Source organism: Croceitalea sp. MTPC5, assembly GCF_036985505.1.
Taxonomy (GTDB): Bacteria; Bacteroidota; Bacteroidia; order Flavobacteriales; family Flavobacteriaceae; genus Croceitalea.
The window spans coordinates 87,539-107,711 of sequence record NZ_BTGQ01000006.1 but is presented as its reverse complement, the minus strand read 5'-3'; the positions used below and the strand labels follow the sequence as shown (position 1 = coordinate 107,711).

At 41.8% G+C, this 20,173-nt stretch carries 18 protein-coding genes; 17 read left to right on the top strand and 1 reads right to left on the bottom strand.

What is annotated here, in order from left to right; all coding sequences use genetic code 11:
• Window positions 1–161: 161 nt before the first annotated feature.
• From AACM45_RS17350 to AACM45_RS17270, 17 genes are all read left to right on the top strand, one after another.
• Window positions 162–725 (top strand): helix-turn-helix domain-containing protein, encoded by a 564-nt coding sequence (locus AACM45_RS17350; RefSeq protein WP_339144247.1) that lies wholly within the window; start codon window positions 162–164, stop codon window positions 723–725.
• A 90-nt stretch (window positions 726–815) separates the two neighbouring features.
• A complete protein-coding gene (locus AACM45_RS17345) occupies window positions 816–3,227 on the top strand; it encodes a heavy metal translocating P-type ATPase (RefSeq protein ID WP_225603962.1) in 2,412 nt (803 codons plus the stop codon).
• Window positions 3,228–3,247: 20 nt separating this feature from the next.
• Window positions 3,248–3,520: a DUF5661 family protein gene (locus tag AACM45_RS17340; protein ID WP_225603961.1), complete on the top strand. Its 273-nt coding sequence runs from the start codon at window positions 3,248–3,250 to the stop codon at window positions 3,518–3,520.
• 12 nt (window positions 3,521–3,532) lie between these two features.
• Complete coding sequence (locus AACM45_RS17335; protein ID WP_225603960.1) at window positions 3,533–4,483, top strand: cation diffusion facilitator family transporter; 951 nt, start codon at window positions 3,533–3,535, stop codon at window positions 4,481–4,483.
• 53 nt (window positions 4,484–4,536) lie between these two features.
• Window positions 4,537–4,923, top strand: a complete 387-nt coding sequence (locus tag AACM45_RS17330) for a hypothetical protein (RefSeq protein WP_225603959.1) — start codon at window positions 4,537–4,539, stop codon at window positions 4,921–4,923.
• A gap of 181 nt (window positions 4,924–5,104) precedes the next feature.
• Window positions 5,105–5,611: a plastocyanin/azurin family copper-binding protein gene (locus AACM45_RS17325; protein WP_225603958.1), complete on the top strand. Its 507-nt coding sequence runs from the start codon at window positions 5,105–5,107 to the stop codon at window positions 5,609–5,611.
• A 109-nt stretch (window positions 5,612–5,720) separates the two neighbouring features.
• Window positions 5,721–5,963: a heavy-metal-associated domain-containing protein gene (locus tag AACM45_RS17320; protein WP_225603957.1), complete on the top strand. Its 243-nt coding sequence runs from the start codon at window positions 5,721–5,723 to the stop codon at window positions 5,961–5,963.
• Between the two features lie 111 nt (window positions 5,964–6,074).
• Window positions 6,075–6,491 carry a hypothetical protein gene (locus tag AACM45_RS17315; protein WP_225603956.1) on the top strand — a complete coding sequence of 139 codons (417 nt, stop codon included), beginning with the start codon at window positions 6,075–6,077 and terminating at the stop codon, window positions 6,489–6,491.
• Between the two features lie 107 nt (window positions 6,492–6,598).
• On the top strand, window positions 6,599–7,669 hold the full coding sequence (locus AACM45_RS17310; protein WP_225603955.1) for an iron-sulfur cluster-binding domain-containing protein: 1,071 nt from the start codon (window positions 6,599–6,601) through the stop codon (window positions 7,667–7,669).
• Window positions 7,670–7,822: 153 nt separating this feature from the next.
• A complete protein-coding gene (locus AACM45_RS17305) occupies window positions 7,823–8,413 on the top strand; it encodes a helix-turn-helix domain-containing protein (RefSeq protein ID WP_225603954.1) in 591 nt (196 codons plus the stop codon).
• Between the two features lie 435 nt (window positions 8,414–8,848).
• The gene (locus AACM45_RS17300; RefSeq protein ID WP_225603953.1) at window positions 8,849–9,919 is read left to right on the top strand and encodes an efflux RND transporter periplasmic adaptor subunit; all 1,071 of its coding nucleotides are present in this window, start codon (window positions 8,849–8,851) and stop codon (window positions 9,917–9,919) included.
• 3 nt (window positions 9,920–9,922) lie between these two features.
• Complete coding sequence (locus AACM45_RS17295) at window positions 9,923–13,051, top strand: efflux RND transporter permease subunit (protein ID WP_304144919.1); 3,129 nt, start codon at window positions 9,923–9,925, stop codon at window positions 13,049–13,051.
• 9 nt (window positions 13,052–13,060) lie between these two features.
• Window positions 13,061–14,356 carry a TolC family protein gene (locus tag AACM45_RS17290; protein WP_292968514.1) on the top strand — a complete coding sequence of 432 codons (1,296 nt, stop codon included), beginning with the start codon at window positions 13,061–13,063 and terminating at the stop codon, window positions 14,354–14,356.
• Window positions 14,357–14,539: 183 nt separating this feature from the next.
• The gene (locus tag AACM45_RS17285; protein ID WP_339144243.1) at window positions 14,540–15,019 is read left to right on the top strand and encodes a DUF2652 domain-containing protein; all 480 of its coding nucleotides are present in this window, start codon (window positions 14,540–14,542) and stop codon (window positions 15,017–15,019) included.
• Between the two features lie 116 nt (window positions 15,020–15,135).
• A complete protein-coding gene (locus AACM45_RS17280) occupies window positions 15,136–15,561 on the top strand; it encodes a Fur family transcriptional regulator (RefSeq protein ID WP_082171028.1) in 426 nt (141 codons plus the stop codon).
• Between the two features lie 120 nt (window positions 15,562–15,681).
• Window positions 15,682–16,083: an HAD family hydrolase gene (locus AACM45_RS17275; RefSeq protein ID WP_050377142.1), complete on the top strand. Its 402-nt coding sequence runs from the start codon at window positions 15,682–15,684 to the stop codon at window positions 16,081–16,083.
• Window positions 16,084–16,209: 126 nt separating this feature from the next.
• Window positions 16,210–18,465, top strand: coding sequence for a heavy metal translocating P-type ATPase (locus AACM45_RS17270; RefSeq protein WP_050377143.1), 2,256 nt, complete (start codon window positions 16,210–16,212; stop codon window positions 18,463–18,465).
• A 228-nt stretch (window positions 18,466–18,693) separates the two neighbouring features.
• On the opposite strand, the gene hppD is transcribed toward AACM45_RS17270, so the two are convergent.
• Entirely contained in the window at window positions 18,694–19,854 is a 1,161-nt protein-coding gene (gene hppD, locus AACM45_RS17265; protein ID WP_050377144.1) for a 4-hydroxyphenylpyruvate dioxygenase, read from the bottom strand.
• Window positions 19,855–20,173: the final 319 nt, after the last annotated feature.

Sequence of the window (20,173 nt, the reverse complement as noted above, 5' to 3'; positions counted from 1 at the left end):
CCCTACAATGGGGAAGATTTTGAACCATTTATGCCTGTTTTCTCCTGTAAAAAACCTTACCCGTATCACTTAGTCGCTCACAATCAATAAATACTTAAATTTTAATCCTAAATTTGTCTTTGCGTATTTATGCAATAATATGAACAGTGATTTAGGGAAATATGAGCAAATTATTTATCAAAAATATGGTCTGCAACCGTTGTATTCTCGTAGTTCAAAACGAACTCGACAAGCTCGGTATAGAGGCTAACAATATAAAGTTGGGCGAAATAACCCTTAAAAAAGATTTAACCACAAAAGAGCGTGAAGCATTGGAAAATGTTTTAGACCCTTTGGGCTTTCAGGTCATTGACGACAAAAAGAGCCGGATGATTGAGAAGATAAAAAATGTTATCATTGATTTGGTGCACCATCAGGACAATGATGCCAAAACCAATCATTCGGATGTATTGAGCGATGCGCTGCACAACGACTACAACTATCTTTCCAACCTGTTTTCCGATATTGAGGGCACGACCATTGAGAAATATTTTATCGCACAGAAAGTAGAAAAGGTAAAAGAGCTTTTGGTATATGATGAGCTGTCTTTAAGCGAAATTGCCGACCGTATGAATTATTCGAGCGTGGCGTATTTGAGCAACCAGTTCAAGAAAGTAACCGGACTTACACCAAGCCATTTCAAGCAGATACGGGAAGACAAGCGCAAGCCTTTGGATAAGGTTTAAGTAAATCTTACAAATCAAACCCATAATTTCACAATAGAACTCCCCCTTATTGTTGCCAACTTTGCAATGTGAAAACAAAGCAATCGAAATATGGCAACAAATAAAGAAACAGTTTACATTCCTTTAGAGGATGTAGAAAGCGAACACTGTGCATTGATAGTCGAAAAAGGACTGGCACAGGTAAAAGGCGTAGAAACCCACAAAGTAGAGCTAAATAACCGCAGGGCGGCTATTACCGTAAATGATAACGAGGTAGTAGGAGAAGCTGTAAAAGCGATTAAAGATTTAGGCTACGGCGTTCCAACCGTTAAACATACATATCCCGTATTGGGTATGACCTGCGCATCTTGTGCGGGCAGTGCCGAGAGTATGGTAAAATACGCTCCGGGCGTGGTAGATGCTTCGGTAAACTTTGGTACGGGCAACCTTACCGTGGAGTTCCTGCCGAATATGACCAATTCCGAGCAAATCAGAAAGGCGGTACAGGATGGCGGTTATGACTTACTGCTTGAAGACGAAAACAAGCAGCAGGAAACATTAGAAGCTATCCACGCCGAAAAATTCAGAAAACTTAAAAACAAAACCATTTGGGCGGTAATCCTATCGCTTCCGGTAGTCATTATCGGTATGTTCTTTATGGATATGCCTTACGGTAATGAGATAATGTGGGCATTCTCCACTCCGGTAGTCCTTTGGTTAGGTAAAGACTTCTTTATTAATGCGTGGAAACAGGCAAAACACCGTTCTGCCAATATGGATACCCTCGTAGCATTGAGTACAGGTATTGCTTATATATTCAGTGTATTCAATATGCTGTTTATGGACTTTTGGCATCAGAGAGGCTTACACGCTCACGTGTATTTTGAAGCAGCCGCCGTTATTATCGCATTCATTCTGTTAGGTAAGCTGCTGGAAGAAAAAGCCAAAGGAAACACCTCATCAGCTATTAAAAAACTGATGGGCTTACAGCCGAAAACGGTTATCGTGATAGAAGCTGACGGTACGGAAAGACAAAAAGCCATCGAAGATGTGAACGCAGGCGATATTATCTTAGTTAAGCCAGGCGAAAAAATTGCGGTAGATGGTATGGTGGTATCGGGCAATTCGTATGTAGATGAAAGTATGCTAAGCGGCGAGCCTGTACCTGTACTGAAAAAAGAAAACGAAAAGGTATTTGCAGGTACAATCAACCAAAAAGGCAGCTTCCAGTTCAAGGCGGTTAAAGTGGGCAAAGAAACAATGCTTGCCCAAATCATCAAAATGGTACAGGATGCACAGGGAAGCAAAGCTCCGGTACAGAAATTGGTCGATAAAATCGCAGGTATTTTCGTTCCGGTAGTAATGGGTATTGCTATCCTGACATTTGTACTATGGTTCATTTTGGGTGGCGATAACGGTGTAGTACAGGGATTATTGGCAGCCGTTACCGTATTGGTTATTGCTTGTCCTTGTGCTTTGGGCTTGGCAACACCAACCGCTATTATGGTGGGCGTTGGTAAAGGTGCTGAAAACGGTATTTTGATTAAAGATGCGGAAAGTCTGGAATTGGCTAAAAAAGTAAACGCTATCGTTTTAGACAAAACCGGAACCATTACCGAGGGAAGACCACAGGTTACAGGCATCCAATGGCTGAACAATGACGATGCGACCAAAGATATTTTATTGAGCATCGAAAAACAATCGGAACACCCGTTGGCGGAAGCCGTTGTTAAACATCTGGACGGAGTTTCTACCACTACGTTATCAAACTTCGACAGTATTACAGGTAAAGGAGCAAAAGCCAATCACAATAACGAAACCTATTTTGTAGGTAATAAAAAGCTCTTAGCTGAAAACAAGATTACCATTGGGGAGCAACTGCAACTGCAAGCCGATGAATGGGGCAAACAGTCCAAAACCGTTATTTGGTTTGCAAACAGCAAACAGGCACTTTCGGTAGTGGCTATTTCCGATAAAATCAAAGAAACATCGGTAGCAGCTATCAAAGAAATGCAGGATATGGGCATTGACCTGTATATGCTGACCGGAGATAACGAAGCAACTGCCAAAGCCATTGCACAACAAACAGGTATCAAGCATTACAAAGCGGAAGTATTGCCACAGCACAAAGCCGACTTTGTAAAAGAACTGCAACAACAAGGCAAAGTGGTAGCGATGGTTGGCGATGGTATCAATGACAGTACAGCTTTAGCAACAGCCGATGTCAGTATCGCAATGGGTAAAGGTTCGGATATCGCAATGGACGTAGCTAAAATGACCATCATTTCATCAGACCTTACCAAAATACCACAGGCAATAAGATTATCAAAGCAGACCGTTGCTACCATTAAGCAAAACCTGTTCTGGGCATTCATCTACAACCTTATCGGTATTCCTATTGCAGCAGGTATTCTTTACCCAATCAACGGCTTCTTATTAAACCCGATGATTGCAGGAGCGGCAATGGCATTAAGCAGTGTGAGTGTGGTAAGCAATAGTTTACGTTTAAAATGGAAAAAATAACTTCTAAAAAATTAAAGACAATGGAAAAGAAAACACATTTTACGGCAGAGCAAGCCAAATCTATTGGCGACCAGTTGAATATTGACTGGAATAAAATTCCATTAAATGAGTTTCGTGTAGGGCTTGAAGTGGAACTGGAACACGGCTTGCAAGATGAGGCAACCAATGTAACAGGTAATGACCCTATTCTTACGGCAAAAATTGCCTTATCCCACTTAAACGCATTTTCAGATTATTATACAAGATTGTACAAAGGTTTTGGAATGGAAGTTCCACAATTAGGCAACGAATAATTAAGAAAGAATATGGGACACGACCACGGGCACAGCCACTCGCACAGTGCGAATAAAAAGACCTTAACCATTAGCTTGGTTATCATTACGTTGTATATGGCAGTAGAGGTAATCGGCGGATTACTGACAAACAGCCTTGCATTATTAGCAGATGCCGGACATATGTTGAGCGATGCGGTATCATTGTTCATTGCATTGATGGCATTTAAGTTCAGCAGCAAGGTAGCCGACTACGGCAAGACCTACGGCTACAAAAGATTTGAAATACTGGCGGCGGTTATCAACGGCGCAACGCTGATTTTGATTTCAGCTTATATCATTTACGAAGCGATAGAACGCTTCCAAAACCCGCCGGAAATTCAATCAAGCGGTATGCTCATCGTGGCATTCATCGGCTTACTCGTTAATGTGCTTGTAGCCTGGATAATGATGCGTGGGGCTGACGTAAAAGAAAACCTCAATATGCGTGGCGCATACCTGCACGTAATCAGCGATATGCTTGGTTCGGTTGGTGCTATCATCGCAGCCTTGCTCATTATGTTCTTTGGTTGGGGATGGGCAGACCCATTGGCAAGTGTTATCGTTTCCATACTGGTATTGAGAAGCGGTTATTTAGTAACCAAATCATCGGTACACGTATTAATGGAGGGCACACCGGAGAATGTTGAGGTTGAAAAGGTAACTGGAAAAATCCTGAACACCAACGGTATCAGCGGCATTCACGACCTGCATATCTGGACGATTACAAGCGGTTTGAACGCCCTTACCTGCCACGCCGTAGTTGATGAAAAAATGACGATTGGAGAAAGTGAAGTAATGCTTCGTAAAATAGAGCACGATTTGGAACACCTGAACATTCATCACGTAACTATTCAGTTAGAAACACCTGCCCATACACACGATAATTCAGTATTGTGCAATGTAAAGGCAGACCCATCAGGACACGACCATCATCATCATTAATTCAGTTGAATACTATTTAAAAACAAGTTTTAATCTCTAAAAAGGAAATAGAAATGAAAGTGAGCAAATTATTGATAGGCGCATTCGCCTCGTTAACTATCCTCTTGGCATCTTGCGGTGGCGATACCAAAACAGCAAAGGACGGACACGTACACACAGCGGGCGATGGACACGACCACGCTACGGAACAGGTTGAAAAACCTGCCGAAAAAACAACCGCAAAAAACAGAAATGAAAAAGGCGAATTAGTTGATGCGTCAGGACACCTGATTACGGGTTGTCCGGGGCATAAAGAAATGATAGGTTCGCAGGGCGATATGTGCCCGAAGTGCGAATATATGGTAATGATACCTATCACTTGGGATATTACAGGAGTAGATACGGTAAGGGTAACTGCTTTGGCAGACTACAACCCACCTGCGGATAAACTGAAAAAATAATCATCGAATTTAGCTTTATTGCGTTTGCTTAACGGTAGTTCCATTCAACAGGAACTGCCGTTTTTTTATGCACTTCCAAATCAGTAAATATCACAAATCTATCAGGGAAAAGCGTAATAAGGAACTGCCGTAATGTGCTGAAATTTGCAATATCAGAAAACAAATAAAATCTCAAATAGAAATGAAAAAGTTAGTGTTAGCATTGTCGGTAATCGCTTTTACTGCCTGTAACAATACACCAAAAGAAGAAAAGGCAAAGGAAAGCCTTTATCCCGAAACAGAAGAAACGGTTGCACCAGCAGAAACTGGTAACGAAGCCGTAATTACCATTAATGGCGGAGATGATATGAAATTCGACAAGACCGAACTTAAAGCCAAAGAGGGACAAACTGTAAAGCTCATTCTGAAGCACATCGGCAAAGCACCGATTGAAGCTATGGGGCACAATGTTGTCATTCTTGCACAAGGGACAGACTTTAACGCCTTTGCCAATGCATCAATAGATGCTAAGGAGAACGGCTACATTCCAAAGGGAATGGAAAACTCCATTATTGCCAAAACCGATATGATTGGCGGCGGGCAAACCGCCGAAATCACCTTTGCTGCTCCGGCAAAAGGTTCGTATGATTTCCTATGCTCGTTTCCTGGTCATTACATCTATATGAAAGGCAAGTTCATTGTAGAATAATACGGCAATTTCTAAATCAGTAAAAATCACAAATCTTACAAGGAATAGCATAATAGTAACTCACCGTTAAATACGGAAATTTGTAGAACAATAAAAAAACAAGTTCAAAATGAAAAATGTAGAATTAAGCATACCAGATATGCAAAGTGCACACTGCCAGGCAAGAGTAAACGGTGCTATCAAAGACATAGACGGCATCAAAATCGAAAAATTAGAAGCAGGAAAATTGGCTGTTTCAGTTGAAAGCGATGAAGTAAAAGAAGAGCTGGTTGAGGCGATTGAAAAAGCAGGCTACAAAGTTGGCGGCGACAGCAATGAGGCTTCAAGTTGCTCAACCGGATGCTGCAATTAAATTTGGGCAATCCCGGGAATGTATGAAAGTGCGTCTCCGGGATTTTTTTCTCGAAACTATTTCAAAGAAAATATGAAACACTTTAGAACGTTGTTCCATAAATAAGAAGCTATGTCACATAAACAAAATTCAGGCGACTGTTCGGAAATAATGACGAAAGTTTGCGGGGTAGCAGACCTGAATATTCAGACACGATTGGATACAGGTACATCCGCACCATTTACCGTCCAAATTACTAACGAGCTACAAACGGATTACCAGCAGTTGAATAACCTGCTCCTTGTTAAATGCAATATCACCCTTGAAATTATTTTTATAAAGCGTATTATCGAAAAGGTAAAAGAATTACTGGTGTACACCGAACAATCCATATCGCAGATAGCAAAAGCATTAGGCTACCAAAAGCCGACTGAACTATCGGGTCAGTTAATAACCTATACAGGATTAACGTCTGCACATTTTAAGCAAATACGAAAAAACAAGCTCGAAATCATCAAAAGACAGCAGGATAGACAAAACAAATTATAATGTCAGAACAGCAAACTTTTAAATAAAAGTCTTCATTAACCTCTCTTTGTGTACTAAAGCAGAGGTTTTCTTTTTATAAGCAATGGAAGACAGGAAACTACCGAGAGATGAAGAAATACACGTGGCAGACACACAAAATTATAAAGGAAACCGAAGACACCATTACCATATACTTTGACACAGCGCAGCAGGCATTTACCTATCTGCCCGGTCAATACCTTAATATCAGGCTTACGGTAAACGGCGAACTGCTCATACGTTCGTATTCGTTCAGTTCTAAGCCGTCTGAAGAATTTCCCGCCGTTACCATTAAAAGGGTCACAGGCGGAAAAATGAGCAATTACATTTTGGATAATGCAGACCATATCGAAAACTGGGAAATAGAAGCACCCTTTGGAAACTTTGTTTTGGAAAAACCGATAGCAGAACAATCCCAAATCGTACTATTGGCAGGCGGCAGCGGTATTTCGCCGTTATACGCAATGCTGAAAAGCATTGAAAGCACCAATCCAATTCCCTTACTGGTGTACAGCAACAAATCGCCGGAAGATACTATATTCTGGAATGAACTGGAAGCGATGCAGGCGGATGAAAAGCTGAACATCTGCTATTCCTTTACCGCACCCGAATTTGTTTCAACCAAAATCAACCACGTTGCAGGCAGGTTCAATTTGCTTGTTTTGCGTTCCGTCATCAAAAGACTGGTTGGCGAGGTTGCCGAAGCCCATTATTACATCTGCGGACCCAATGGGCTGATGGATTTGTACAGGGATGCCTTAACGGGCTTGAACATTCCCGAAACGCATATCCATTTGGAATACTTCGACCCCATACCGATAGATGCGGGCAATATGGAAACGGACGGCAATGCCAAAGATGTGATTGTAAACTACTACGAGGAAAATTACATTAATGATGAAACGCAGACTTTTGAATGTACATCGCTCATTGAGGTTCAGCCGAAGCAGTCGCTTTTGGATGCGATGAAAGCCCATCATATCAATGTGCCGAGTTCTTGTAAGAACGGAACCTGCGGAGCTTGTTGGGCTGTAAAGACAGACGGAGAAGTTCGGATGCTAAACAATGCCGCATTGACCGAACAGGATATTGCAGAGGGAATAATTTTGCTTTGCCAAAGCTACCCGATGAATGCGGATGTTTGTGTTACGGTACAGTAATACCGCACACAAGTAAGTTTATAATATTTAATGTTACTGCACCGATTTTCATAAAATTTCACAAAACAAAACCGGAATATCATAACACTTTGTAGGTAGCAAATGCAGAATTTTGACCCCTGAATAAAGGGATTAATACAATTTTTAGAAGCTATGACACTATTAATAAAAGGAATGGTGTGCAATAGATGTATGTATGTTCTTGAACAGGAAATGACAGCTTTGGGTTTTGAGGTTTTGGATATAAAACTGGGACAAGTGGTTTTAAAAGATACGGAAGACTTTTCGCAGAAGTTGGGAGCAATCAAAACGATGCTGAAAAGCAACGGATTTGAGCTGATGTACGACAAAAACCAAAAAACGATAAACAAGATAAAAGAGTTGGTAGAAAAAGGTATCAGGATGCAACTGGATAGCGGAACGCCTACCAAATTCACGACCTTAATCAGTAATAAGCTGCACAAGAACTACGATACATTGAGTGCCTTATTTTCTTCGGCAGAGGGAATAACACTTGAAAAGTACATCATTCATCGGAAAATTGAAAAGGTAAAAGAGCTTTTGGCAGATACCGAAATGTCTTTGACCGAGATTGCCCACCTATTGGGGTACAGCAGTCAGGCATACCTTTCCAACCAGTTGAAAAAGCACACAGGCTTTACATCAAGCTATTTCAGGCAGGTAAAGCAGGAGCACGAGCATACCCTAAATATGCAAATGGACGAAGAGCATACCCCGCATTAAGGGTTTTTCAATCCATCAACAAGGCAATACGCTGAATTTATTAATGCGGACATCGGAGCTACTGAAACATCAGTAGCTCTGTTTGTTTACGGCACATACAAGCCATTCAAAAAAGTAAATTTCACAACTTTTACCCGTCATTTCGTATGGCTGCTCTATGGCGCTAACCCGACCTTTGCTCCTGATATTTTAAGATTTTCAAAGTTTAACAACAAATAAGATGACAGATACAACAACTGCACTTAATCCGGCTATTTGCAGGAGAACCCCGTTCCGTTTTACGCCCGAACAAAGGATAACAAAAAAGCTATTCAGCATTTGCAACCAGGTTCCCAAAACTGACGGATAGCTTTGCCATAGAATTTAAAAATATGTTGAAACAGGAAAAATCAATAGCGCATTGCTCCAAAAATTAAGTAACAAAATAAATTTAAAATGAGAACACATAAAATTGGCTTGCTATCCCTCTTCGTAATGGGAGCAGGCTTAATACAAAGCTGTAAGCAACAAGCAGAAAAACAGTTAAAAGAGGAGCCTCCGGTAGTAACCGTAGCCACCATCAACAGTTCGGAAACAGAGCAGTCCGTTTCCTATTCGGGTTCTATTGTACCCGATAATATGACTACCGTAAGTTTTGCCGTAAGCGGAACAATTAACAGTGTGGGCGTAAATGAGGGACAACGTGTAAGCAAAGGACAATTCCTTGCAAGCATTGATGCCACCGAGTACGAAGCCGCATTGCAGATTGCCAATGCAAGCCTTGAACAGAGCGAGGATGCGTTCAGAAGATTTGATGAACTGTACAAAAAAGGGAGCTTCCCCGAAAAGGATTACATCGACATCAAAACCAAAGTAGCACAGGCGCAGGCAAACAAAAAGATTAACCGCAAGCGCATTTCCGACAGCCGCCTGCATTCGCCTACCAACGGAATTATAACCGTGAAAGCCGCCGAGGTGGGCGGTATCGCAGCACCGGGAGTACCTGCCTTTACCATCGTAAAAACGGATATGGTATATGCGCAGTTCGCAGTACCCGAAAGCGAAATCGGGAACTTTAAACAAGGGATGCAGGTGGATATGCACATACCTACATTGCAACGCAATTTCACGGGCAAAATCACAATCATCAATCCCGTGGCTGATGAAATTTCCAAAGCATATACACTGAAAGTACGCCTTGACAATCCCGGTGGTGTGCTGATGCCGGGAATGATTACCCAAGTGCTTGCAGGCGTTCCAGTTAAGGTTAAGCAGGTACGTGTACCGCTTACCGCTATCGTGAACAACGTTGATAAAATCCCTCACGTGTACGTGGTAGATAAGAACAACAACGCCAAGCTGACAAGGGTAACCGTTGGCAAAATCGTAGGCGATGAAGTCATTATTACCAATGGGCTTGAAGAAAACCAAACCATTATCCTTGCCGGACAAAAAAACGTCAAAGACGGGCAAAAAGTAAAAGCAGAAACAGCATCGGTAACAACCTCCGCTCCAAAAACTGAATAATTTATGAAAAGGAAAATAAACATCATTGAAGCGGCAATGAAATTTCCGCAAGTACCGATAGCGATTACCGTTATTATGGTGCTTGCAGGACTGATTTCATTAATGACGATGCCGAGAAGTGAAGACCCCCGTGTAACAGTTAGACAGGGGCTTGTCGTGGCTTTCTATCCCGGAAGCGACGAAGTACAGATGGAAAAAGAAGTTACCGATAAACTGGAACAATACCTGTTCGGTTTTGAGGAAATCAAAAAAGATAAAACCCATTCGGAAAGTAAGCCCGGACAGGTAGTTGTAACGGTAGAATTGCAGGACTATGTAAAAGACACCAAAAAATTCTGGAACACCTTACAACACGGTTTGGATGCCAATATGCCCTTGATATTGCCACGAGGCGTACAGGGACCGTATGTGAACAGCGACTTCGGTGATGTGGTCGTTCAAATGATTGCTGTATCAGCTCCCGGTCGTTCTTACGCCCAGTTAGAAAATTATCTGGACGAACTGGAAGACGGTATTAAGACCATTCCGCAGGTTTCCAAAATCAAGCGTTACGGCGGGCAGAAGCAGCAAATATTCATTACGCTGCGTGAAGATGTATTGAAACAATACGGCTTCGGTATCAATGAAATCACAGCAACATTGAGCCAACAGAATGTAACCATTCCGAGCGGCGATATTGAGATTGACAAAAACCGTTTCCTCATTTTTACAGATGCGCAGTATCAGAATGAAAATGAAATCGGAAACCTTATTGTATATAGTTCTCCGCAGGGTGGCAATATCCGCTTGCGTGATATAGCCAAAATCGAAAGGAGATACGAAGACCTGAAAAGTAAAATTACGGTTGCGGGAAATGATGTAATGATGCTGACCGTAGAAATGCAACCCGGACAGAATATTGTCGATTTGGGAAATGCGCTGACACAAAAAGTTGCTGAAGTAAAAGAAATCCTGCCATCAGATGTGCAGGTCAACACTATTGTCGACCAACCCAAAGTGGTGGATATGAATTTGGGGCATTTCTTTATTGAGTTCGGAATTGCCATTGCCGCCGTTATCTTGGTAGTGATGCTTCTGCTACCGTTTAGAGTGGCTACAATTTCTGCTATTGCCGCACCTGTTACAATTGCCGTAACATTCGCTATCCTAAATTTACTTGGTATCGAAATGCACCAGGTTAGTTTGGCGGCAATGATTATTGTACTGGGGATGGTAGTAGATGATGCCATTATCGTAGTGGATAACTACATTGAGAAAGTGGACGAAAAAATACCGTCGTGGACTGCCGCTTGGCAAAGTGCAACGCAATTAATGGTTCCAATTTTTACTGCTACACTAACCATTGTCCTATCGTTCCTGCCGTTGGCATTTACGCTAACCGGACTAACAAGGGAGTTTGTGCAATGGATACCGATTACCGTTAGTATCGCTTTGGCGGTTTCGTTCTTGGTAGCCTTGTTCCTGACCCCATATATGTGTTACCACTTCCTGAAAAAAGGATTGAAAAAGCAAGATGATAAACCGAAAAAACGCAATTTCTTAGACAGGATGCAGGACGGTTTCGACAGGGCAATTGAGTTCTGTATGAAATGGTACAAAACCACGTTGGTAGCAGGAATATTCATCTTTTTACTTTCGTTCGTGGTAGGCAGTCAGGTAAAAACCGAGTTTTTCCCTATCGTAGAAAGAAACCAGTTCAACCTTGAATTGTGGATGGATAACGGTACAAATATCCACGAAACCGAAACAGCCGTTAAGAAGATAGAAAAAGAAATTGCAGGCGATAAACGAATTGTAACCACAGCGAGCTTTATAGGTACAAGCTCGCCACGTTTCTACTCCACCTACGCACCGGAGCACCCACGTGAGAACTTTGCGCAGATATTCATCAATACCACAAGCAAGGATGCCACTTCTGAAATGATTGATGAGTATGTGCAGAAATTCAACAACTACTTGCCGAACGGTTATGTACGGGTAAGGCAGTTAAGCAAGAAGCAGCAGCCCGCACCGATTGAGATACGTGTGATTGGCAAGGATATGACCGAGCAGAAAAAAGTAGCCAAACAGGTTGCGGCATTACTGGAAAATACCAAAGGCTCTAACTGGGTGCGCACCGATTATCAGAATGATTATGTAGGGCTGAAAGCCGTTGTTAAAGAAGATGTAGCCCTGCGTTTAGGCGTTAGCAAAGCGCAGATTGCGCAGGCATTGGGTGCAAAGATAAAAGGCTACCCAGTATCGCAGATGTGGGAGGGCAATAAAGCCATCGACATTGTATTGCGTACAGACGAAACCGACCGGGAAAGTCTGGATGCTTTGGGTAATATGTACATCAATTCAACATTCGGTGCTAAAGTACCTTTAAAGCAAGTGGTAGATTTACAACCGTCTTGGCATACTGGGGCTATTGTACACCGTAACGGATTAAGAACGTTAACCGTTTCTTCCGAAGCACAGTTAGGCAGAAAACCCGCAGAAGTATTTGCAGAGGTACAGCCGAAAATTGACAGCCTGAAATTACCGAAAGGCATTAAGATTGCCTACGGTGGCGAATATGAAGACGGACTGGAAAGCGGTCCCAAAATGGGAAAAGCTTTTATGATAAGTTTCGTCCTCATTTTCCTTGTCCTGTTATTCCAGTTCAAGCGTGTTGGTAAAGTATTCATTGTACTGGCTTCGTTCCCGTTGAGCTTGCTTGGTGCAATGTTAGGCTTGTTCCTTACAGGTTACGAGTTCGGGTTTATGGCAATCATCGGTATTACCGCCCTATTGGGGATTGTAGTCCGAAACGGAATTATCCTTGTGGACTATGCAGATGAACTGGTAAAGGAACACGGGCACACAATTAAAGAAGCAGCCCTGTTAGCAGCCAAACGAAGAATGCGACCAATCTTCCTTACTTCTATGGCGGCGGCAATCGGATTGATACCGTTGATGTCGAGTGGTTCGCCCGAATGGGGACCGATTTCAAGTACGATTTCAATCGGGATTTTGGTATCAATGGTTACCACTTTGTTTATCGTTCCAGTATTGTATTACAGGTTCGTGAAACCGCCTAAAAATAAAGAGTTGGATGAGCAGTACGAGCTTAATGCCGAAAATGTTCAACCCAAAAATCACTTATCATAAAAAGAGATTATGTTACAGAAAAGATATAAAACAGTCATAAAGGTTTTTGTATGCACTTTCGCTCTCTTTCAGGGAACAGAAAACCTCTTTGCCCAACAGCAATTAACCCTTGCGGAAAGCAAAGAGCTGGCATTAAAAAACAACAACAGGATAGGCAAAGCCAAAGAGGACGTAATTGCCACCCAATCCGACAAGCGGATTGCTGATGTGGCAGGCAGACCGAAACTGGATGCTTCGGCAACCGCCTTTTACTTTGGCGAACCGTTAAACACAATGCTTCCCGAATATGGTCTTGCACCAATGGTCAGCGTTACACAGCCGATTTATACCGGAGGTAAAATTAAGTACGGTAAGCAAATGGCGGAAACCAATATACAGATGAGCAACGCTCAACAAAGATTGGTCGAAGATGAAGTATTATTGGCTACCGAAACCGCTTACTGGCTTGTAGTGCAGGCAAAGGAAGAAATAAAACTGGAACAGCAGGTTAAAAAGCAACTGGCTTCGCATTACACTTTCCTGAACAATCAGTTTGAAGCAGGATTGATTTACAAAAACGATGTGTTGCGGGCAAAGGTGCTTCAAAACGAAAACGAAGCCCGCTTACAGGCAGCGGAAAACAAGCTCATTTTGGCAAAAAGAAGATGGAGCCAGTTAATCGGAATGGAAGACCCCACAGTGATAGACGTAGCTGATACATTGAGTACGGGCGACTTTTCAAATCAGGGCATTTTGCAAAACACCGATGCCGTGCGACCGGAAATTGATTTGGCTGCCAATGCCGTTAAAATAGGCGAACTAACAAAAAGTATGCTCAAAGCCGACCTGAAACCAACCGTTGGTTTAGCACTTAACGGAGTGGCTGCCTTTGGAAAAGAGGGCATCAACTTTGGCGACCCGACCAAAAAACATATGCTGACCTACTTCGGTATGCTAAGCGTGAATATCCCTGTTTTCGACTGGGGAAGCAAACGGGAAAAAGTAAAACAACAGGAAGCGACAATCCGTTCGGCTGAATACGGTTTGAAAGAACTGAAAAGCCAAATCAATGTGGAGGTTGAGCAGGCAACACTTAACCTGCAATTACAGACAAAAAATATTGATTTGATGCAGGCATCATTAACCGAAGCTGACGAGAACCTTAAATTGAGTAATGACCGCTTTAAAGCCGGAACTATTACCGGAGAAGATGTGCTGATAGCAGAAACACTTTGGCAGAGAGCATACAGCAATATGTTAGATGCAAAAGTACGGTACAAAATTGCCGAAGCAGTGTACCGCAAAGCCATCGGGCAGATAAAATAGCTTTTGTTGAAATGGAGTTAATGCTACGGCACTGATATACTCAAAATGCAGGGGCAGTCATACGCCCCTGCATTTTTAATTAATAATACGATGGAATAATGCAAGAACATACCGCCGATAATAAAAAAGGAATGGTAATGACCCGACATTTCAGGTTTTACAGATTTCGTTATCAAATCCAATATGTTTGTTGGTAAATATATAACCGAAAGCCTGCTCAAATCAATAATGGACAGCAATATCCTTTGCCTTGAAATTTCGGAAATAGAGGGCGATGCCATACTATTTTACAAGCACCATAACCTGCCCACTTTTGAAGAAACCCTGATGCAGATAGAACAGATGTACAACGATTTTCAAAAGGAACTCAAACGCCTGGCAATGCAACTGGCAATCGAAATTCCGCTTTCGCTGAAGATAATCGTACACTATGGAGAATTTACCAAATACAAAATCGGGAAATTCGAGAAGCTCTACGGCGCACCTGTGGTAGAAGCACACAAGATGCTGAAAAATCATATTGCCGAACATCCGCCTTATGCCTTGTTTTCTGATGCTTTTTTACAAGCCAATTTCGACCAACCCGAAAAAGCAACCGTAGAATACGACAATTGCGATGACTGTATGTATTTGCCCGAAATCGGCTACATACATTACCTGTAAAAACCTAAACAGTAAATATCATAAATCAAACAAAGAATATCGTAAAATTGTCGGCAGCAAGGTTGTCTATTTTTGTGTAATCACCTTAGCTACGGACAGCATATAAAATACTAAAAATGGAACGCTTGGAACAAAAATTATTGAACAGGAGTATAAAACCAACATCAGTTAGGCTGTTAATTTTTAAAACAATGTCTGACTTTAAAAAAGCGTTCAGCCTTACCGATTTGGAAACCGAATTGGAAACTGTCAATAAATCGACCATTTTCAGAACGTTGAGCCTTTTTCACGACAACCTGCTCATCCATACGATTGATGACGGTTCCGGCTCAATGAAGTATTCCATTTGCAGTGATACCTGTATGTGTACCGTTGGCGAGCTGCACGTACATTTTAACTGTAACCGTTGTAAAAATACCTTTTGCCTTGAAAGCATTTCCATACCGCCCATTCAGCTTCCCGATAAATTTCTGTTGGAAAGTGTCAATTTCGTGATGAAAGGAATGTGTAACGAATGTTCGAGGTTCGTTAAGAAAAAATAATTTTTATCCCAATCGGTTAATCAAAAGCAGTCATATTTCAGGATATGGCTGCTTTTCATTTGCAACCAAGTTCCCAAAACCAACGGGTAGTTTTGCTGTGTAATTAAATCAAATATTACTATGGCAGATAAATATATCCCTACCCAAGATACAGATGTAGGCTACAACAATAATTTTAAAGTCATCAGGTTTGAATGTGCCGTTCCCGAAAAAGACACGATGATGGCATACACGGCAGCACTGCAATCCAAAGCAGAGCATCCCATAGCAAAAGCTATTCTCAAAGCACTTCCGCCAATCACTTTATCAGATTATACGGTTGATAAATTTGAAAAGATACCCGGCTGCGGCATTAAAGGTTTTGTGGACGGACACGAAGTCATCATCGGCAATATAGCCTGGATGAAATCTTATGACTTCTATTACGATGAAAGTTTAGACCACGTAAACGAAAAGGTGGTTATTGTAATGATTGACGACAGGTACACAGGCTGTTTTTTCATTACCGAAACCACAGCATAGCAACCGCTCCTTTCCAAAAGGCAAATTTTATATACTCCAAAATAGCCGTGTTGCTTTTGCAACTAAGTTCCCAAAACCCCATAGTAATTTTGCCTTATAAATGGAAATTAAAAACAATTAATAGATATGTCAAAACTATGTTGCAGTACAGATAACAATCTGAACCTTGTAAAAAAAAAGGAACACAAACACAAATATGATACGCAGGGTAATCAGTTGTGCTGTGTAAGAACAGAGAAAATTTATGAAAAAGCAGGAGCAGCAGATTTGCTAAAAGATGCCAATCATAAAGATGACGGACACGGACACACTGACGGCAGCAGTTGCAGTGAAGACGATGCCGGACATTGTGATGATGAGGAAGACCATCACGACCACAGCCACCACCATCACGACCACGGTCATAAACACAGCCATAACAAAAAAGGTGGTCATAACCACGACCACGGACACGACCATAGTCACGGACACGGGCACAGCCACGGGGATGACCACGACCACAGCCACGACATAGAGGGCAAAACAGCGTTTCAGCTTTTTATGCCTGCGGGTATCTCATTAATTTTATTGCTTATCGCCATCGGGTTAGATAATTACTTTCCACAGGATTGGTTTACCGGATGGGTACGAATTGCTTGGTATGTAATTGCCTATATCCCTGTCGGACTACCCGTAATTAAAGAAGCAATAGAAAGTATCCGGTATAAAGATTTCTTTTCAGAGTTCTTCTTAATGGGTATTGCTACAATAGGAGCATTTGCCATAGGCGAATATCCCGAAGCAGTAGCCGTTATGTTGTTTTATTCCGTAGGAGAAGTTTTTCAGACCATTGCAGTATCAAGAGCCAAAGGAAATATTAAAGCCCTGTTAGACCAACGTCCTGATGAAGTTACGGTTCTTAGGGCAGGCAAAGCGGTTGTGATAAAAGCCGAAGATGCTAACATTGGCGATATTATCCAATTGAAACCGGGCGAAAAATTAGGCTTGGACGGCGAATTAGTTTCGGATAGTGCTTCATTCAATACAGCAGCACTCACAGGAGAAAGTAAACCCGACACCAAAGGTAAAGGCGACACTGTACTGGCAGGTATGATTAACCTGAATACCGTAAGTCAGATAAAAGTTACTACCGACTACGCTGATAGTAAATTGAGCAAAATTCTGGAATTGGTACAGGATGCAACTTCTCAAAAAGCACCCACCGAATTATTTATCCGTAAATTCTCCAAAGTTTATACGCCAATCGTAGTGTACCTGTCAATAGCCATTACTTTGCTGCCTGCACTCTTTGTAGATAACTATGTATTCAGCGAATGGCTGTACAGAGCATTGGTATTTTTGGTTATCTCTTGTCCTTGTGCGTTGGTAATTTCCATTCCGTTAGGTTACTTCGGTGGTATTGGAGCAGCGAGCCGGAACGGTATCTTGTTCAAAGGTTCCAACTTCCTTGATATTCTTGCCAAAGTTGAAAACGTAGTAATGGACAAAACAGGAACGATGACCGAGGGCGTTTTCAAAGTACAGGAAGTATTCATAAAACCGGAGTTCAACAAAGATGAAATCCTGAACCTTGTCAATGTTTTAGAAAGCCAAAGTACGCACCCTGTGGCAACCGCAATCCACAATTACTGGGGAGAAGTAGATACCACAGTGAAACTTGAAAATACGGAAGAAATTGCCGGACACGGGCTAAAAACCACTGTCAACGGTAAAGAGCTGTTGGTAGGTAATTTCAAATTGCTTGACAAGTTCAATATCAGCCACGATGCAGACACGGCAAACATTGTTTATACCGTGATAGCAATCGCTTATGGTGGTAAGTTTGCCGGATATATAACCATTTCTGACAGCATTAAAGTAGATGCGAAAGCCGCCGTTGACAAACTGCGTAAAATGGGTGTTAGAACCACAATGTTAAGCGGGGACAAAAATACCGTGGTACAATACGTTTCAAATCAGTTAGGAATTGACAGTGCATACGGAGATTTATTGCCCGAAGACAAAGTAAATAAAGTAAAAGAAATCAAATCCCGTAATGGAAGCGTAGCCTTTATCGGGGACGGTGTAAACGATGCTCCTGTAATTGCATTGAGTGATGCGGGTATCGCAATGGGTGGTTTAGGAAGTGATGCCGCCATTGAAACTGCCGATGTGGTTATACAGGACGATATGCCGTCTAAAATCCCGATGGCTATCAATATCGGGAAACAGACGAAGAAAATTGTTTATCAGAATATTGTTTTGGCGTTCGGTGTGAAAGCAATTGTACTGATACTCGGAGCAGGCGGACTGGCTACAATGTGGGAAGCCGTATTTGCCGATGTAGGTGTGGCATTATTAGCAATTCTAAATGCGGTGCGAATACAGAAAATGAAGTTTTAATTGTTGGATTTGACTGCCGCCGAAAATATTCTGCGGCAGTTTTTTTTGACCTAAACCAAAAAGGAAGATGGCAAAACATCAATCACAGGCATCGCTTATTAATTGTCAAAAACAACATTGAACACAAACATTAACCAAATTGTAAACTATACCAAAAATAAATGCACACAAAAAGAGGCTGTTTCAATATTGGAAACAGCCTCTTCGCATTAAAAGAAAATTATAGAATTATAACGTACCTCTGCGTTCCTGCTCTCTTTCGATAGACTGGAACAAAGCCTTAAAATTTCCTGCGCCAAAACCTCTTGCACCCATTCTTTGGATAACCTCAAAGAAGAATGTAGGGCGGTCTTCCACAGGTCTTGTAAAGATTTGCAATAAATAGCCCTCTTCGTCTGCATCAATCAAAATACCCAATTCCTGTAATTCCTTTATATCCTCTTTAAATCGGTGCATATGCGCTTTTAAACGGTCTGGAATAGCATCATAATACGCTTGTGGCGGTCTTGATAGAAATTCAACACCTCTTGATTTAAGGTCGTTTACCGTCTTTACAATATCGTCCGTAGTTACCGCAATATGCTGAACACCCTCGCCCTCATAAAATTCAAGGTACTCTTCAATCTGCGATTTCTTTTTGCCCTCTGCGGGTTCGTTAATCGGGAACTTAATTCTGCCGTTACCATTTGCCATTACTTTTGACATCAGGGCAGAATATTCGGTTGAAACCTGCTTATCATCAAAAGACAGAAAGTTTTCAAATCCCATTACATCCTCAAACCATTTTACCCAGGTGTCCATTTGGTTCCAGTCCACATTGCCCACCATATGGTCAATATATTTCAGTCCGGCAGGAGCAGGATTATATTCGGTTTCCCATTTTTCATAACCTGGCATAAAAATACCGTTGTAGTTTTTGCGTTCGGTAAACATAAAAATGGTTTCGCCATACGCATAGATACCCGATTGTACCACTTCGCCGTTTTTATCTGTGGTTACGGTAGGTTCCATAAATGCTTTTGCACCTCTCGATGTGGTTTCTTCAAAGACTTTGCGGGCATCTTCCACCCAAAGACCAACCACTTTGATGCCATCGCCGTGTTTTTTAACGTGTTCGTTGATTTCAGAATTAGACCGCATTCCGGTAGTTAAGACCAACCGTACTTTATCCTGTTTTACCACGTAAGATGCCCTGTCTTTCATTCCCGTTTCCAGTCCGGCATAAGCCTCTGACCGAAATCCGAAAGCGGACTTATAATAATGGGCAGCCTGCTTCGCATTGCCTACATAAAACTCTACATAGTCGGTTCCTAAAATCGGTAAAAAGTCCTGTGCACCTTCGAATATTTTATCCAAGCCGTATTCAACGTTTTTCAAATCGTTTGTCATTATAATGATTTTTAAAAATTATGTTATGTGTGATTTTGCAATAAAGGTTTTTGCACAAGTGGGATTGTGCAATAGTGTTTTAGTTCCTGAACCCGAGCTACAACATCGCCCGATGCAAAACCGAGAGAAAGGTTTTGATAGACATTTTATAATCAGTTAGCGTTATTAAGCGGTAAATGTATTCCGCTTATTCAGAACCAACACCATAATCAGTAAAAGTCACAAAACAAAACCGAAATATTACAAGCGGAACCGTTTTTGAGGTATAATCAGTAAATATCATAAATCAAACAAGGAATATCGCAAACAGCATAGCGCA

Excerpts from the sequence above, each read along its gene's own strand:
- AACM45_RS17315 (WP_225603956.1), top strand. The coding sequence starts at position 6,075 with ATGTCACATAAACAAAATTCAGGCGACTGTTCGGAAATAATGACGAAA.
- AACM45_RS17295 (WP_304144919.1), top strand. The coding sequence starts at position 9,923 with ATGAAAAGGAAAATAAACATCATTGAAGCGGCAATGAAATTTCCGCAA.
- AACM45_RS17320 (WP_225603957.1), top strand. The coding sequence starts at position 5,721 with ATGAAAAATGTAGAATTAAGCATACCAGATATGCAAAGTGCACACTGC.
- AACM45_RS17270 (WP_050377143.1), top strand. The coding sequence starts at position 16,210 with ATGTCAAAACTATGTTGCAGTACAGATAACAATCTGAACCTTGTAAAA.
- AACM45_RS17350 (WP_339144247.1), top strand. The coding sequence starts at position 162 with ATGAGCAAATTATTTATCAAAAATATGGTCTGCAACCGTTGTATTCTC.
- AACM45_RS17325 (WP_225603958.1), top strand. The coding sequence starts at position 5,105 with ATGAAAAAGTTAGTGTTAGCATTGTCGGTAATCGCTTTTACTGCCTGT.
- AACM45_RS17280 (WP_082171028.1), top strand. The coding sequence starts at position 15,136 with ATGGAACGCTTGGAACAAAAATTATTGAACAGGAGTATAAAACCAACA.
- AACM45_RS17345 (WP_225603962.1), top strand. The coding sequence starts at position 816 with ATGGCAACAAATAAAGAAACAGTTTACATTCCTTTAGAGGATGTAGAA.
- AACM45_RS17290 (WP_292968514.1), top strand. The coding sequence starts at position 13,061 with ATGTTACAGAAAAGATATAAAACAGTCATAAAGGTTTTTGTATGCACT.
- AACM45_RS17340 (WP_225603961.1), top strand. The coding sequence starts at position 3,248 with ATGGAAAAGAAAACACATTTTACGGCAGAGCAAGCCAAATCTATTGGC.
- AACM45_RS17285 (WP_339144243.1), top strand. The coding sequence starts at position 14,540 with ATGTTTGTTGGTAAATATATAACCGAAAGCCTGCTCAAATCAATAATG.
- AACM45_RS17330 (WP_225603959.1), top strand. The coding sequence starts at position 4,537 with ATGAAAGTGAGCAAATTATTGATAGGCGCATTCGCCTCGTTAACTATC.
- AACM45_RS17335 (WP_225603960.1), top strand. The coding sequence starts at position 3,533 with ATGGGACACGACCACGGGCACAGCCACTCGCACAGTGCGAATAAAAAG.
- AACM45_RS17275 (WP_050377142.1), top strand. The coding sequence starts at position 15,682 with ATGGCAGATAAATATATCCCTACCCAAGATACAGATGTAGGCTACAAC.
- AACM45_RS17300 (WP_225603953.1), top strand. The coding sequence starts at position 8,849 with ATGAGAACACATAAAATTGGCTTGCTATCCCTCTTCGTAATGGGAGCA.
- hppD (WP_050377144.1), bottom strand. The coding sequence starts at position 19,854 with ATGACAAACGATTTGAAAAACGTTGAATACGGCTTGGATAAAATATTC.
- AACM45_RS17310 (WP_225603955.1), top strand. The coding sequence starts at position 6,599 with ATGAAGAAATACACGTGGCAGACACACAAAATTATAAAGGAAACCGAA.
- AACM45_RS17305 (WP_225603954.1), top strand. The coding sequence starts at position 7,823 with ATGACACTATTAATAAAAGGAATGGTGTGCAATAGATGTATGTATGTT.